The following is a 15135-nucleotide window of genomic DNA, read 5'->3' as shown; positions in this document are numbered from 1 at the left end:
TACATTTGACTTTCATAACATATATCTATATAATTATAAGACAATAATATATGGGGACGTAAAGGTTTCGACAGGTATGGATGTATCTTAGAAAGCGAGCTGGTGTCTCACTCGACCATAAATCAGTGAACCTTAAATTAAACGCAGAAGAAAATTTTGCATTAGCTGCATAAGCTACGTCACACCTTCTCTCGCCCGTGGAGAAGGATGTGGCGTCAAACTACGGGCTAGCTAGTTCTATCCGCTCAATTAGATCTAGTTAAATCTTATGAGCTAGGATAGCTTAGGTTGTTGGTGTCCAAACACTATCCGAAGTTAAAAACATCAACTGCGCTCGGAGAGGTCTAGGGGGCAACATGTTTGGACAGGGGTTCGACTCCCCTCGTCTCCACCACAATACCAAATGAAATAACCGCTTATTCATAAGTGTTCGTAAGTGTTCACGAATACGATGAATAAGCGGTTTTTGTTATTAAAACGACTCATCAAGGAATCCTCAATGAGTCGGTTTTTCTATCTCTATGCAATTAAATTTGAGTCATTACATAGTGTATCCATCTTTTAATAGACGAAGTAATCCCTGTACAGATGTAGTCACTTCATCGATTTTTACTGTGCTTGTAGAACCATCTTTGCGCACACGCAATTCTACTTCACCAGATTCGATGGTATTTTTACTTACTGTAATACGAACAGGATAGCCGATTAGGTCAGCATCTTTAAATTTCACACCAGCACGGTCTTTTCGATCATCCAATAACACATCTACACCAGCATGCTGCATTTCTTTGTACAAGCGCTCACTTACTTCCATTAAAGCTTCATCCTTCGCATTGATAGGAACAATGACAACTTCAAATGGAGCAATGGCTACTGGCCAAATGATACCATTTTCATCATAACTTTGTTCAATCGCAGCTGCTAATGTACGGCCTACACCGATACCATAGCAACCCATTTGGAATGGAGTTGGACGACCACCTTGGTTCAATACGGTAGCATTCATAGATTCGGAGTATTTCGTACCCAATTTGAATACTTGACCTACTTCGATACCTTTATCGATACGAAGTTGACCACCGCATTTAGGGCATGGATCGTCTAAAGTAATTAAGCGAATTGGTGCTACGATGATGTCGTCTACATTGAAATCACGGTTAGGATTGATATTAATATAATGTGCATCTGCTGTATTAGCACCACCACATACATTGTGTAAATTCATCACTGTTTCATCCACTACAATGGCGAACTCTTCTGATTGTGAAAGTCCCACTGGGCTAATGAAACCTGCTGTTAATCCCACACGAGCTAAATCTTCTGGAGTAGCCATTTCTGGTTCAATACCACCTTCTACAGCACGTTGTACAGCAATTTCATTTACTTCATGGTCACCGCGAACAATAGCTAAAATAACTTTACCTTCAATGTTGTATACTACGGCTTTAATTGTTTTTTCTAATGGTAATTTCAACATATCTGCTACGGCTTGAATTGTTTTCGCCTCTGGTGTAGATACTGTTTCCAACGCTTTAGCGTCTTCTGCTTCCGATTCCAAAGCTTTTGGTTGGCCAATTTCAATATTCGCTGCATAATCACATTTCGTACAGTGGATGACATCTGCTTCTCCAGATTCCGCCAATGCCATGAACTCAAAACTACCAGAACCGCCAATAGCGCCATTATCTGCTTCTACTGGTTTACATGTTAAGCCACAACGTTTGAAGATCTTGCTATATGCTTCATACATATCCCAAAAAGATTTGCTCATACCCTCTTCGTCGATGTCAAAGGAATAGGCATCTTTCATAATGAACTCACGGCTACGCATTAATCCGTAGCGTGGACGACGTTCATCGCGATATTTATTTTGAATTTGATATAAACTCAATGGCAATTGACGATAGGAATTTACTTCTCCTCGCACTAAATTAGTTACCATTTCTTCATGAGTTGGTCCTAAGCAATATTCACGGCCATGACGGTCAGAAATACGCATCATTTCTGCACCGTACGCAGCCCAACGACCAGATTCTTCCCATAATTCACTAGGTTGAAGAATAGGCATCATAATTTCTTGGCTGTGAATGGCTTCCATTTCTTCACGGATAATAGCATTAATTTTATGGATACTGCGCCACGCTAATGGTAAATAGGTGTATAAACCACCAGCTACTTTGCGAACAAAGCCAGCGCGCAACATTAATTGTTGGCTAATTACATCAGCATCGGATGGCATTTCCCGTAATGTTGGTGCATATAAGCGACTTGCTAACATAACTTACTCCTTTATATTCTATATGATTCATACGTATTTAAAATATCTTAACTATATACTATGGATTTACTATACTAGGTATTCTAATAGTAAGGGATAGTATTTCATTTTAGAAAACAAAATTTTCTTATCCTTATTTATCTTCTAGTGTCAACAGATATTGATCGATTTCAGCAAATAAGGTATCTACTAATTCTTGTTCTGGTACAGTTTTTAACACTTTTCCTTTGCGGAAAATAATACCCTGTCCCTTACCTCCTGCAATACCAAAATCAGCTTCTCGTGCTTCTCCAGGTCCGTTTACTACACATCCCATAACTGCTACCCGAATTGGCGCTTTTATAGATTTTAATCGTTCCTCTACAATATCTGCCATATTGAATAAATTAACTTGGCATCTTCCACATGTAGGGCAAGAAATCATAGTTGCTCCAAACGTACGAAGCTCCAAAGAGCTCAAAATAGTCTTTGCTACTTCTACCTCATGGATAGGGTCGCCTGTTAAAGACACACGTATTGTATCACCGATACCATCTGCCAAGAGTGTTCCAATACCGATAGCCGATTTAATCGTTCCTTGTTTGATAGTGCCAGCTTCTGTTACACCTAAATGCAATGGATATGGTATTTTGCTGGATAATTTGCGGTAAGCTTCAATCATTAAAGGTACATCTGTAGCTTTAATAGAAACTTTCATTTGATCATATTCTAAAGATTCTAAGATACGAATATGTTCTAAAGCGGTTTCCACCATACCATCAGCGGTAGGGTGTCCACCATGAGCGTCTAATACATGTTGTGGTAAGGATCCAGCATTGACACCTATACGAATAGGAATCAACTTCGGCTTAGCTTTTTCCACAACTTTTACCACATTATCGATACTACCGATATTTCCTGGATTAATGCGAAGCCCATCGATCCCACTATCAATAGCTTGTAGTGCTAAGCGGTAGTCAAAATGAATATCCGCAATTAATGGAATCATGGCACGTTCTTTAATATCTTTGATGGCTTTTGCGGCTGCCATATCAGGAACAGCTAAACGAACTAGTTCACAACCAGCGGTAGCCAAGCGATTAATTTCTTCAATAGATTGCTCAACTTTTACAGGATTTGTAGTAATCATTGATTGGATGCTGACAGGTGCGTGATTCCCAATATGGACGGTACCCACTTGAATACCCTTTGTCGGTTTACGTTCTATCATAGTATACCTCTAAAATAGTCTTAGAATATCTTGGAATGTAGAATATACAAATACTAACAATAATAGGCCTACTCCAGTCATTTGAATGTATTGCAATGCCTTTTCTGGCAGTTTACGACCCGTAATACCTTCCAGAATCAACAACACCAAATGTCCACCATCTAGTACAGGAATTGGCAATAAATTGATTACGCCAAGATTTAAACTCAATAAGGCAGTGAATAACAGCAAACTGATAAAACCATGTTGTGCTACTTGCCCCGCCATTTGTGCTACACCGATAGGTCCAGCTACATCGCCTTTACTGTGCCCTGTTACAATATTCCATAAACCTTGTACCATATCAGCAAGAGTAGATCCAGTATGTGTTAATGCTTGCACTGCAGATTCACCAATACCGTACTCTTTTACTTCTAATACTGGATTGATCCCGATGACGGCTCTATCACCCGATTCACGAGGAATGACAGTGGTAGATATACTCTCACCATTTCTATCTAATGTAACAGATACTACATGATTACTATGGCCTTTCAGAGACTCTGTAATATCCTTCCATTCTTTAATGGATTGACCATTGATAGATACAATTTTATCTCCTTTTTGTATACCAGCTGTAGCTGCTGGATTTCCTGCTAAGGTATCTCCGATAATTGGTTCATGAGATGGAATTGTAGTGCCATGAAAGGCGAATACAAAAAAGTATATCACAATAGCCAACAAAAAATTAAATGTAGCACCCGCAGCGATCACGATAAATCGTTGCCATACAGGTTTGCTGTTGAACCCACGGTCACCTGCATCTTCAGAAGGATCCATACCAGCAATTTTGTTGAATCCACCTAATGGCAAAAGACGTAAAGAGTAAAGTGTTTCTCCTTTTTGTTTTTGTATAACATTAGGGCCAATGCCGATAGCAAATTCATCAACACGCATGCCGCAGGCTTTCGCCGTTAGAAAATGTCCTAATTCGTGAATCATAACAATCACACCGAATACAAAGACAGCTCCTAAAATTGTAATTAACATGCACTTCTCCTTTGTATTTCTTTCGTAGCTTCTTGTCTTGCCCACGCATCCATGCTCAGTACATCATCAATAGATGTAGGTACACCATTATTCATGCGTCCAAGAACGGTTGAAACTACTTCATATATATGTCCATAAGTAATTCGTTCATCCAGTAAGGCATAGACCGCCATTTCATTGGCTGCATTATATACAGCAGGTGCATAACCACCTTCTTTTCCCACTGTGAAAGCCAGCCGTAAGGCAGGAAAATCTTCCCACCTAGGTACCATGAACTGAAGATCTAATCCCTTAGTAAAATCTAAATGTTCCATTTGTAATGGATATCGTTTTGGATAGGTCATCGCATATTGAATAGGCTCACGCATATCTGGATTCCCTAATTGTGCTAAAATAGCTCCATCTTTCATTTGAATCATAGAGTGTACAATACTTTGGGGATGTACTACTACATCAATATGATCGTAATCGAAATCAAACAACCAATGAGCTTCAATGACTTCTAATCCTTTATTGAATAAAGTCGCTGAGTCAATGGTAATTTTATTTCCCATATTCCATGTGGGATGTGCCAAACAATCCTTTGCGGTCGCCGTATATAAATCTTCTGATTTCCAATGACGTAAGGCACCGCCTGAAGCTGTAATAATTAACTTCTCAACATTACTTTTATCTTGCCCTTCCAAACACTGAAAAATTGCACTATGTTCACTATCAATGGGTAAAATTGACACACCATAGTCTTGTGCTGCCTTTGTAATCAAAGAACCACAAGCCACTAGGGTTTCTTTATTAGCAAGTCCAATCGTTTTTTTGGCCTGAATCGCAGCCATAGTTGGTTCAATTCCAGCTGCTCCTACTACGGCAGTGACCACCATTGTCGCTTCTGGCAAGGTAGCTGCCAGAATCAAGGCTTCTTTGCCTCCTACAATCTCTGTAGGCCCTTGATAACGATCTTTCAGTATAGAATAAGCCCGCTCATCTACAACACCCACCATAATGGGATTAAATTCTGTAATTTGTTGTTCTAGCAAATCAATGTTGCTATGTGTAACTAATGCCACTGCTTGAAATTGATCTGGATGTTGACGAATGACATCTAACGTTTGTGTTCCTATAGACCCCGTGGAGCCTAAAATACTTATAGCTTTCATAAAGGTCTCCTTAAGATTAAATCATTACAGCATAAGAATATATGCCAATACCAATGGTGCCGCAAATAGTAGACTATCAAAACGATCTAATACACCACCATGGCCAGGCAATAATGTACCGGAATCTTTTTTATTTGCTTCACGTTTTAATTTTGATTCAAATAAATCTCCTAGCGGTGCTAATATCCCAACAATGACACCTATACCAACACCAAAATTCAGTGGTAATCCTAAGCAAATAGAGCCAATCCATCCTGTCAAAAAACAGCCAATGAAACCACCAATGAAGCCTTCTAAGGTTTTATTAGGGCTAATGCTAGGTACGATGTTTCGTTTACCAATGGAGCGACCTACAAAATAGGCAAATGTATCACTGGCCCAAATAGAGATTAGCACAAGCCAAATAACAGCCATACCGAACCCATCTTGATCTGCGTAATAGCTCGTATTTTCATAGATTTTATTATCACGTAACACCATCAGTGCTATAAAGCCACTTGTGACATACAACAAGCTACTGATGGTAGATTGTACTGCTGAAAGCGTTATTTTTCCGTTGCAGAAGGTATATTCAATGACCATAGCCAACATCACCAAAACACCTAGAAATATTGCTAATGGATAGTTACCAAACACTAAGGAACCGCATACAAGAACAATATAAATTAGTCCCCATAATGGTAACAAACGGCGTTTCATATGGCGAAATAAGCTGACACACTCTACCCAACCAATGAAAGCCAACACGGACATCACAAGATTAAAAAATAGGCCCCCATAGGTGATGGCAACCGCCAACAAGACAACGCCAATCAAAGCTGTGATGAGACGGGTTTTTAACATATTATTTCTCCTCTTTTAAACCACCAAATCTACGTTCACGTTGCTGGTATGCCAAAATGGCTTCTTCCAACACTTGTGGTGTAAAATCTGGCCAATGTAAAGGGGTAAACCAGAACTCTGCATAGGCAATTTGCCATAGTAAAAAATTGCTGATACGTGCATCATTGCTTGGTCGAATCAGTAAATCTACACGGTCAAATTCTTGTGTATCTAAATAGGAAGAAATCAATGTTTCTGTAATATCCTCCTCAGAGATGATACCGCTTGCCACATCCTGGACAATCCGCTTTGTAGCTCGAGTGAGTTCGTCACGTCCCCCATAGTTAATTGCTAATTGCAAAGTAATTCCTGTATTTTCTTGTGTCAAATCCTCAGATTCTTTAATGATGTTTTGTAACTCTTCAGATAGCTTAGTAATATCTCCCACAAAACGAATACGCACGCCTTCCGCATGCATTCGCTTTACATTTGAAAGTAAATACTCCTTAATAAGACCCATTAATAGGCTGACTTCTTCTTCTGGACGTTTCCAATTTTCTGTGGAAAAACCATATACAGTCAATGCTTTCACACCAAATCCTTGGGCAGCTTTCACAATGTCCTTTAATACTTCCGCTCCTGCGCGATGCCCCATACTTCGTGGCATGCCTCTCCGCTTTGCCCATCTTCCATTACCATCCATGATAATGGCAATATGTTCTGGAATATTAGTAGGATCTACAGTCGGTCTCTCTTGTTGTTTACTTTTCTTCCATAAGTTTTTTAGCATATTGTACCTCATTCGACACTGTCACATGACTGGATACCATAGGGTGAAAGAGAACTATCTCCCATGTACCTTCCGTTACTTTGACACGGCCTACATAACATTCTTCGGAAGAAATGGAAAAGAAGCGATTATAGTTCTTTTCTATTTTCGTAGTAAAAGGGATAGAGGCAGCCTGCAAAAGAGACTGTGCAAGCTGCCATGGAAATCCCAAAATAGATGTATGTTCCATTAGACAGACATAACATCCTTTTCTTTTGTATCGCGAAGTTCATCAATTAATTTGATTTTTTTGTCGGTCAACTTTTGAACTTGATCTTGTCCATCTTTTGACACGTCTTCAGTAATAGTTTTCGCTTTTTCTTCTTTTTTGATTGCATCATTAGCATCACGACGAATGTTACGAATCGCAACTTTAGCGTCTTCTGCTTTTTTGCTTACAACTTTTACCAATTCTTTACGGCGGTCTTCCGTCAATTGAGGAATCGCCAAACGAATAGAATCACCATCATTATTAGGATTTAATCCTAAGTCAGATGTTAAGATTGCTTTTTCAATAGCACCAATCATTGTTTTATCCCATGGAGCGATTAAAATCATGCGTGGATCTGGAGCAGATACGTTCGCTACTTGATTAACAGGTGTTGGTGCACCATAGTAATCAACCATTACAGAATCTAATAGAGATGTATGAGCACGACCTGTGCGTACAGAGGCAAATTCGTGTTTCAAAGATTCAATTGTTTTGTCCATGCGCGCTTCTTCGCGGCTAATAATTTCTTTAATTTCCATAGTGTTCACCTTTTATTTTACGATAGTACCGATGGCTTCTCCTTTGGCAGCTCTAGTGATGTTGCCAGGAATATCCATGCTGAATACAACGATAGGAATATGATTATCTTTACACAAAGTAGTAGATGTTGCATCCATAACTTTTAATTCTTTGCTGATAACATCCATATATGTTAATTCATCAAATTTTACAGCATCAGGATTTGTTTTAGGATCAGAATCATAAACACCATCAGCAAATTTTTTCGCCATTAAAATAGCATCTGCTTCGATTTCAGCAGCACGCAAAGCGGCTGTTGTATCTGTAGAGAAGTACGGATTACCAGTACCTGCTGCAAAGATAACAATACGACCTTTTTCTAAGTGACGAATAGCACGACGACGAATGTATGGTTCTGCTACTTCTTGCATTTCGATAGCAGTTTGAACACGAGTTGCTACGCCTGCATTTTCAAGAGCATCTTGTAATGCAATAGCATTCATTACTGTTGCAATCATACCCATATAATCAGCAGATGCACGATCCATACCTTTAGCACTACCTGATAAACCACGCCAGATATTTCCACCACCTACAACGATAGCAATTTCAATACCACTTTCTTTGGAAAGTTGCGCAATTTCTTGTGCTAATGGCTCTACCACTTGTGGATTAATACCAAATCCTTGATCACCTGCTAGGGCCTCACCGCTAAGTTTTAATACGATACGTTTAAATTTACGTTCACTCATGTCCTTCTCCTTATGACGTTTCTAACAAATAATTCAAAAATAAGAGAACACTTGCGGTGTTCTCTTATCTCCGTACTTATTTACCTACAGTAGCCATAACTTCTGCAACGAAATCGTCTTGTTTCTTTTCGATACCTTCGCCTAATGCATAGCGAACATAACGACGTACGTTAATGTTTTCACCGATTTTAGCGATTGCTTCATTGATCATAGCTTGTACAGTTTTTTCACCGTCTTTAATGAAAACTTGTTCTAATAGGCAGTTTTCTTTATAGAATTTTTCAACGCGGCCAGCTACCATTTTTTCAAGAACTGCTTCTGGTTTTGGTTTACGGCCAGCTTTAACGTCTTCTTCAGCTTCTACTTTAGCTTGCTCCATCAATACAGCTTTTTCATGTTCGATTACATCAGCTGGAACGTCTTCACGTTTTAAGTATGTAGGGTTAGCTGCAGCGATTTGCATTGCTACGTCTTTGCAAAGAGCTTGGAAATCATCAGTTTTAGCAACGAAGTCTGTTTCACAGTTGATTTCTACTAATACACCAATACGTCCGCCACCATGAATGTAAGATGCTACTACACCTTCAGCTGCAATACGACCAGCTTTTTTAGCTGCTGCTGCTAAGCCTTTTTCACGAAGGAAGTCAACTGCTTTTTGGATATCGCCATCAACTTCTACCAATGCTTTTTTAGCATCCATCATACCTGCGCCAGTCATGTCGCGTAATTCTTTTACTAAAGCTGCTGTAATTTGAGCCATGATTTTTCCTCCTATAAATAATTAAGGTAAGACCTTAGCCTTACCTTAATTTTACATCGTTATTACTTATTTATCAATTAAGACTATGTCTGTATATATTGTTAAATAATCTTACAGATTCTTACGCTTCTTCGGAAGCAGATTCTGTACCGAATGCGTCTTGTTCACCTTGACGACCTTCTAAAATAGCATCAGCCATTTTACCAGCTAACAATTTAACTGCACGAATAGCGTCATCATTTGCTGGGATTGGGAAATCAACTTCGTCTGGATCACAGTTAGTGTCTACAGTTGCTACAACAGGAATACCTAATTTTTTAGCTTCTGCAATAGCGATTTTTTCTTTTTTAGGGTCGATTACGAAAAGTGCACCTGGCATTTCTGGCATATCTTTGATACCGCCAAGGTATTTTTCCAATTTTTCCCATTCATGACGAAGACGAATCACTTCTTTTTTAGGAAGAACTTCGAATGTTCCATCTTCAGCCATTTTTTCTAATTGTTTTAAACGTTTAATACGAGCTTCGATAGTTTTGAAGTTAGTCAACATACCGCCCAACCAACGTTCGTTAACGAAGTACATATTAGCACGAAGAGCTTCTTCTTTAACAGCTTCTTGAGCTTGTTTTTTAGTACCTACGAAAAGGATTGTTTTACCTTCTTGAGCTACTTCACGTAAGAAATCATACGCTTCTTCTACTTTTTTTACAGTTTTTTGAAGGTCAATGATATAGATACCATTACGTTCAGTGAAGATGAATTTAGCCATTTTAGGATTCCATCTTCTTGTTTGATGTCCAAAGTGAACACCAGCTTCTAATAATTGTTTAAGTGATACTACTGCCATGTTGGCACCTCCTGTTAAAAAACCTCCGCAACTCTCATCCCTCAGCAAACGCGAAATTGCGCACAGAACTGATAGTCTAGTTGCGTGTGTATTCATACTTGGCTAGTATAGCACAAAATGTGGGTTGAAAGCAAGAGGAAATATGCTCATTAACACCTTTACGATCTATTTACTATTCCTAAATCTTCCCTCCCACTTTGCTTGATTGGCTTCATCTGCGGCTTCTTTCGCTGCTCGGATCGCCTGAAGCGTCATAAGTTGGCTAACAATCATGTCTGCTCTTAACTCATCAATTCCTGTCAAGATAGAGTCTAACATTGTCTCCTGCTTAAATAGATTCATTGCTTCTTTTAAACTATCTGCTCTATAATCATTAACCAAGTCAATCATTCCAGTAACAGCTACATAGCTTTTAAAAGGATCTGGCAAAAAATTATTAGGAATGGCATCTACTAGTTTCTTAATGTCTCTTATATTATCATTAATTTCAAGAGATATTGCTCTAGCTTTTGCACTTTTTTTATTATCAAAATACGCTGAAATCATAAATCGAATGATTCCCAAACTAATAAAAAGCCCAACACTAAACTTCCAGAATCCTACATAATTAGCAAATGCTGTTAACCATTTGGGTACAAACCACCCCATATATATCCATGGGCCTAAAAAAACAAGGTATAATAAACACCCACATCCAACAGACTTCATTTCCGTTTCACCTGATTAACCCTGGGCCTTCAATTTTTCTTCCTCATAATATTTTAGTTCTTTATCTAATTCTGCAACTTTCATTAGATAAGGAATGGTTACGCGATATTCAATTTCTAATCGAGTCAACTCTCTTAATAACTCATCTCTATCCCTCGGGATACTTTCATAACTCAATTAAGTATATTCCTTTCAAAATAAATTCATCAAAGACACATAAAATAATAAATTTAAAGTCTTTTAGTAATCCCAACCGAACATATGGAAGAGTCGGTCTTTGATGTGTTCTTCTTCAGTGTCTGGAATATAGTTACCATAGTGTTTACGCTCTATGATTCCCTTATAAATTAAATTGCCATGAACATCATAATATGAAGTAGGAATTGCATACATACCATAGTTATCATACACGCCATTTACTCCATATGAAATAGAATAATACTCCACTGTTACTACATCTGGTTTAACATCTCCAAATCCACCTAACCATTGTGAACCAAGTGGCGTAAATTCGCGCTTAAAAACACCCGTTACCCAACGATCCTGAGCTTCACCTCTTGCGTATACTTTAGAACGATCTACATACGTTTTATAATATTTATTTTCCGAAATCAGAACCCATCGTTCTCCTGCTTGTGGTAATCGTAAATTTCCATCAGATTGTTGTGTCACTTGTGTATTACTATCAGGAACCCCCAAAGCATTATCTAATTTCTTTAACGTTTTACTTAACCAACTAGCTTCTACTGTAGCAGTACCTGCATTCATTGCAAATACGCTAGCTAATACAAGAGCTATTGCTGTTCTTTTTCTCATAGCACACCTCACACTTATAAAAAATAACTATAATGACATCTCTATCATACTCTATAAATATATGCACTATCAAGCATTGTTTGACCGTTGAGCATACAGAATTAGCATACTGATTGTATGCCTAATTAGAATGAGCATACACTTTTTTATCGCTTTCTTTCACAGTGAACGTGATATTACGTATTTGATATGCTTCATTGGGCTGTTTAGCGTTATCGATATCCACTTTCTTTTTGATATTAGCTGCTTCTTGTTCGTTAGCAACTGTAAAGAAGGAATCATCCGTTTTATACATAATAGAGTTACTATCTTTATCACTAACAAGCATCAACTTACCATTTTCCTTTTTAATCGTGTGGGTAGCACCAAATACCCCATCATAAGCCTTGCCATCTCTAACTGTCAACAAGGCCTCCTCTTTTATTTCATCGTAGTAAGGCACCCATTCATAAGCATCATCATAGATTGGTAGTACTCCGTTTTTATTTGGTCCTTTCGCAATATCTAATGCCGTTATTCTAGCGTGATCAGTGCCATATTCCTTTTCGTTTATCAACTGATGTTTCGCATATACATTACGCATATAAAACTTGGACTCCGTCATTTTATACACATGGTCACTTACCTTTTCAAAGGTTATTTTATAAACAACCCCACTATTATAGCCGTTGTCTTCATAGGGAGGATTATAATGATACCACGTGCCCGATAAATCGAGATTATCACCGACTGATGTATCAGATGTGCATCCTGTGAAAGCCAGCCCCATCATAATTACGCCTAGTATAATTAGCATATATTTCTTCATATTCATACTACTAACCTCGTTTTCTCCACAGAATATAGGCGACTACTAACACGCCAAATATTACTACACCAATCATTACATTTCTAATAGTATGTGATGCTTTCAGAAAAACAAATCGGATATTTTTATCTTTTTCAAAAGTTATGGTGTTACCATTCACTACACCATCTGTTTTAAAATCGGTTTTAATGTCTCCATCTAATGTGATAGTTGTTGTTCCATATGAACGTCCCATATTGAACATATATGCATTACTTTCTTCACCATAAGGATAGATAATATGTAATGCCTCAGGTCTATCTATAGCACCATAAAGAATTCTGTAACTGTTAGTCAATTCACTTTCATCTGAAAAAGAAGCGGTAATCTTCCAATGCTCAGATCTCGCCTCCACTTGATTAGGAAGTACCGTGCCATTTGAATCAATTGCCTCAAGTTTAATATGTTTTGCACTAAATTGTTTTAAGGACTCTTTCTCTTTATTTTGTTTTTCTTCGAAAGAATCATCATCTATATGCTTATGGTCATTAATAATTTTGCTTACACTACCATCAAATCCAGATTCTATATCCGATTTACTCAACGATTCTGGAATATGTAATTGTGCTTCCCATTTGCCACTAAAATCACTATCTACTTGTATCGTAGAGTCCATACTTGCACAACCAGTTAGCGCTAATAGTGCGCATCCCAGTGCTAACAGTTTCCATTGTTTCATCATTGCACCTCTAAAACCCAATTTTCTCAAAAGATTCTCTTATATAATTGCACCTCTTACATTACATAAAAACATACTCATTATCTATATAATACATCAATCACATGGCTATAATCAATTTATTTATATAACAAAACAACCAACTCCCTACAGAGTTGGCTGTTTCGTTTCTCTTTTATAATATATCGATTTTCTCTCCCTCTAAGGCTTTGTTGATGCTCCGTACGGCGCAGAATTTTCCGCACATACTGCATGCTTCTTTATGTCCTTCTTCTGGAGCACGGCTTTCACGGATACGACGTGCTTTTTCAGGATCTAATGCCACTGCATATTGCGCTTCCCAATCGAGTTTTTGTCGCGCTTCTGCCATGCGGTCATCACGGTCTCGTGCATTTGGTATACCTTTTGCAATGTCTGCGGCGTGCGCTGCGATTTTGAAAGCCATAATACCTTCTTTAACATCGTTTTCATCCGGTAATGCTAAATGTTCTGCTGGTGTTACATAGCAAAGGAACGCTGCCCCATGCATAGCTGCCACAGCACCACCGATAGCTGCTGTAATATGGTCGTAGCCTGGTGCAATGTCTGTCACCAATGGTCCCAATACATAGAATGGTGCTCCGTCGCAGATTGTTTGTTGAACTTCCATGTTGGCTTGGACTTGATTCAATGGCACATGACCTGGACCTTCCACCAACACTTGCACACCACGTTCACGAGCTCGTTTTGTTAACTCACCCAGACGAACAAGTTCTTCGATTTGACAGATATCAGTAGCATCCGCCAAGCAACCTGGACGGCATGCATCACCAAGAGAAATGGTCATATCATATTCTGCACATATATCTAAAATCTCATCATAGTATTCATAGAAAGGATTTTCTTGACCAGTCATGGACATCCATGCAAAGACTAAACTACCTCCACGGCTCACGATGTTTAGTTTTCGTTTATGACGTTTAATTTGCTCCACTGTGTGTTGTGTAATCCCACAGTGTAAAGTAACAAAGTCTACACCATCTTCTGCATGAAGACGGATAGTAGAAATAAAGTCCTCTGCAGTCAATTCACCTAAATCCTTCTGATGATGGATAACGCTATCATAGATTGGCACGGTGCCAATCATAACAGGACATTCCTTTGTCAACAACCGACGGAACACTTTTGTATCCCCATGTGTAGACAAGTCCATAATAGATTCAGCACCTAATGCCACTGCATGATGGACTTTTTTCATCTCTTCTTCGTAGTCTGTACAATCTTTAGATGTTCCTAAGTTCACATTAATTTTTGTGCGCAACTTCTGCCCGATTCCTTCTGGTTGTAAAGAGGTATGATGCTTGTTACAAGGAATCGTTACATGCCCTTTTGCCACTAGGTCTCGTAATACTTCAACATCCATGTTTTCTTTTTCTGCTACCACTTTCATCGCGTCGGTAACAATGCCTTTTTGGGCTGCTTGCATTTGTGTGTAAAACATAAAAAGCTCCTTTCATTACAAAGGAGCCTATTTTGGGTACTCTATACACAAAAAGGTATCGACATTACATCGATACCCACATATGTCAGCGTGCTTCCTACGCGGGCATGATCCCGATCAGGTCAAAAGGTCAGGTACTTCATAGTCCTTTCTCAGCCTATTACATAGGCTCCCTTGCAAATCTAAAATATTTA

General features: G+C 38.6%; 16 protein-coding genes, 1 other RNA gene and 1 riboswitch. Of the genes, 1 reads left to right on the top strand and 16 read right to left on the bottom strand.

Features of this window, described 5'->3' with window-relative positions; translation table 11 throughout:
- The first annotated feature begins 52 nt into the window (after nt 1-52).
- Nucleotides 53-394, top strand: a transfer-messenger RNA (tmRNA) gene (gene ssrA, locus EO127_RS00960).
- 147 nt (nt 395-541) lie between these two features.
- On the opposite strand, the gene EO127_RS00955 is transcribed toward ssrA, so the two are convergent.
- From EO127_RS00955 to thiC, 16 genes are all read right to left on the bottom strand, one after another.
- Nucleotides 542-2278, bottom strand: coding sequence for a proline--tRNA ligase (locus tag EO127_RS00955; protein WP_127447633.1), 1737 nt, complete (start codon nt 2276-2278; stop codon nt 542-544).
- Between the two features lie 133 nt (nt 2279-2411).
- Entirely contained in the window at nt 2412-3488 is a 1077-nt protein-coding gene (gene ispG / locus EO127_RS00950) for a flavodoxin-dependent (E)-4-hydroxy-3-methylbut-2-enyl-diphosphate synthase (protein ID WP_127447632.1), read from the bottom strand.
- 9 nt (nt 3489-3497) lie between these two features.
- A complete protein-coding gene (rseP, locus tag EO127_RS00945) occupies nt 3498-4517 on the bottom strand; it encodes an RIP metalloprotease RseP (RefSeq protein ID WP_127447631.1) in 1020 nt (339 codons plus the stop codon).
- Entirely contained in the window at nt 4511-5671 is a 1161-nt protein-coding gene (locus EO127_RS00940) for a 1-deoxy-D-xylulose-5-phosphate reductoisomerase (protein ID WP_127447630.1), read from the bottom strand. Before EO127_RS00940 ends, rseP begins: the two co-directional genes overlap by 7 nt.
- Before the next feature lie 24 nt (nt 5672-5695).
- Nucleotides 5696-6514 carry a phosphatidate cytidylyltransferase gene (locus EO127_RS00935; protein ID WP_127447629.1) on the bottom strand — a complete coding sequence of 273 codons (819 nt, stop codon included), beginning with the start codon at nt 6512-6514 and terminating at the stop codon, nt 5696-5698.
- 1 nt (nt 6515) lies between these two features.
- Nucleotides 6516-7283, bottom strand: a complete 768-nt coding sequence (locus EO127_RS00930; RefSeq protein ID WP_127447628.1) for an isoprenyl transferase — start codon at nt 7281-7283, stop codon at nt 6516-6518.
- Nucleotides 7255-7512: a hypothetical protein gene (locus EO127_RS00925; protein ID WP_127447627.1), complete on the bottom strand. Its 258-nt coding sequence runs from the start codon at nt 7510-7512 to the stop codon at nt 7255-7257. The genes EO127_RS00930 and EO127_RS00925 overlap by 29 nt, the downstream gene beginning before the upstream one ends.
- The gene (gene frr / locus EO127_RS00920) at nt 7512-8072 is read right to left on the bottom strand and encodes a ribosome recycling factor (RefSeq protein WP_127135241.1); all 561 of its coding nucleotides are present in this window, start codon (nt 8070-8072) and stop codon (nt 7512-7514) included. Before frr ends, EO127_RS00925 begins: the two co-directional genes overlap by 1 nt.
- Nucleotides 8073-8084: 12 nt before the next feature.
- The gene (pyrH, locus tag EO127_RS00915) at nt 8085-8804 is read right to left on the bottom strand and encodes a UMP kinase (protein ID WP_127447626.1); all 720 of its coding nucleotides are present in this window, start codon (nt 8802-8804) and stop codon (nt 8085-8087) included.
- A gap of 76 nt (nt 8805-8880) precedes the next feature.
- A complete protein-coding gene (tsf, locus tag EO127_RS00910; RefSeq protein ID WP_127161392.1) occupies nt 8881-9564 on the bottom strand; it encodes a translation elongation factor Ts in 684 nt (227 codons plus the stop codon).
- Between the two features lie 121 nt (nt 9565-9685).
- The gene (rpsB, locus tag EO127_RS00905; protein WP_127447625.1) at nt 9686-10411 is read right to left on the bottom strand and encodes a 30S ribosomal protein S2; all 726 of its coding nucleotides are present in this window, start codon (nt 10409-10411) and stop codon (nt 9686-9688) included.
- Between the two features lie 165 nt (nt 10412-10576).
- Nucleotides 10577-11119 carry a hypothetical protein gene (locus EO127_RS00900; RefSeq protein ID WP_127447624.1) on the bottom strand — a complete coding sequence of 181 codons (543 nt, stop codon included), beginning with the start codon at nt 11117-11119 and terminating at the stop codon, nt 10577-10579.
- 240 nt (nt 11120-11359) lie between these two features.
- Complete coding sequence (locus tag EO127_RS00895; RefSeq protein WP_127447623.1) at nt 11360-11935, bottom strand: hypothetical protein; 576 nt, start codon at nt 11933-11935, stop codon at nt 11360-11362.
- A 121-nt stretch (nt 11936-12056) separates the two neighbouring features.
- The gene (locus EO127_RS00890; RefSeq protein WP_127447622.1) at nt 12057-12749 is read right to left on the bottom strand and encodes a hypothetical protein; all 693 of its coding nucleotides are present in this window, start codon (nt 12747-12749) and stop codon (nt 12057-12059) included.
- Nucleotides 12750-12753: 4 nt separating this feature from the next.
- Nucleotides 12754-13464, bottom strand: coding sequence for a hypothetical protein (locus tag EO127_RS00885; RefSeq protein ID WP_127447621.1), 711 nt, complete (start codon nt 13462-13464; stop codon nt 12754-12756).
- A gap of 172 nt (nt 13465-13636) precedes the next feature.
- A complete protein-coding gene (gene thiC, locus EO127_RS00880) occupies nt 13637-14941 on the bottom strand; it encodes a phosphomethylpyrimidine synthase ThiC (RefSeq protein WP_127447620.1) in 1305 nt (434 codons plus the stop codon).
- A 77-nt stretch (nt 14942-15018) separates the two neighbouring features.
- Nucleotides 15019-15127, bottom strand: a riboswitch (TPP riboswitch).
- Between the last annotated feature and the right edge of the window lie 8 nt (nt 15128-15135).

The organism is Veillonella sp. 3310, from assembly GCF_003999875.1.
Classification (GTDB): Bacteria; Bacillota; Negativicutes; order Veillonellales; family Veillonellaceae; genus F0422.
Note: the sequence above shows the minus strand (reverse complement) of the source record. Positions and strands in the feature narration are given on the sequence as shown.

Excerpts from the sequence above, each read along its gene's own strand:
- tsf (WP_127161392.1), bottom strand. The coding sequence starts at position 9,564 with ATGGCTCAAATTACAGCAGCTTTAGTAAAAGAATTACGCGACATGACT.
- EO127_RS00930 (WP_127447628.1), bottom strand. The coding sequence starts at position 7,283 with ATGCTAAAAAACTTATGGAAGAAAAGTAAACAACAAGAGAGACCGACT.
- rseP (WP_127447631.1), bottom strand. The coding sequence starts at position 4,517 with ATGTTAATTACAATTTTAGGAGCTGTCTTTGTATTCGGTGTGATTGTT.
- EO127_RS00890 (WP_127447622.1), bottom strand. The coding sequence starts at position 12,749 with ATGAATATGAAGAAATATATGCTAATTATACTAGGCGTAATTATGATG.
- EO127_RS00925 (WP_127447627.1), bottom strand. The coding sequence starts at position 7,512 with ATGGAACATACATCTATTTTGGGATTTCCATGGCAGCTTGCACAGTCT.
- EO127_RS00935 (WP_127447629.1), bottom strand. The coding sequence starts at position 6,514 with ATGTTAAAAACCCGTCTCATCACAGCTTTGATTGGCGTTGTCTTGTTG.
- pyrH (WP_127447626.1), bottom strand. The coding sequence starts at position 8,804 with ATGAGTGAACGTAAATTTAAACGTATCGTATTAAAACTTAGCGGTGAG.
- thiC (WP_127447620.1), bottom strand. The coding sequence starts at position 14,941 with ATGTTTTACACACAAATGCAAGCAGCCCAAAAAGGCATTGTTACCGAC.
- rpsB (WP_127447625.1), bottom strand. The coding sequence starts at position 10,411 with ATGGCAGTAGTATCACTTAAACAATTATTAGAAGCTGGTGTTCACTTT.
- EO127_RS00940 (WP_127447630.1), bottom strand. The coding sequence starts at position 5,671 with ATGAAAGCTATAAGTATTTTAGGCTCCACGGGGTCTATAGGAACACAA.
- EO127_RS00895 (WP_127447623.1), bottom strand. The coding sequence starts at position 11,935 with ATGAGAAAAAGAACAGCAATAGCTCTTGTATTAGCTAGCGTATTTGCA.
- EO127_RS00955 (WP_127447633.1), bottom strand. The coding sequence starts at position 2,278 with ATGTTAGCAAGTCGCTTATATGCACCAACATTACGGGAAATGCCATCC.
- frr (WP_127135241.1), bottom strand. The coding sequence starts at position 8,072 with ATGGAAATTAAAGAAATTATTAGCCGCGAAGAAGCGCGCATGGACAAA.
- ispG (WP_127447632.1), bottom strand. The coding sequence starts at position 3,488 with ATGATAGAACGTAAACCGACAAAGGGTATTCAAGTGGGTACCGTCCAT.
- EO127_RS00900 (WP_127447624.1), bottom strand. The coding sequence starts at position 11,119 with ATGAAGTCTGTTGGATGTGGGTGTTTATTATACCTTGTTTTTTTAGGC.
- EO127_RS00885 (WP_127447621.1), bottom strand. The coding sequence starts at position 13,464 with ATGATGAAACAATGGAAACTGTTAGCACTGGGATGCGCACTATTAGCG.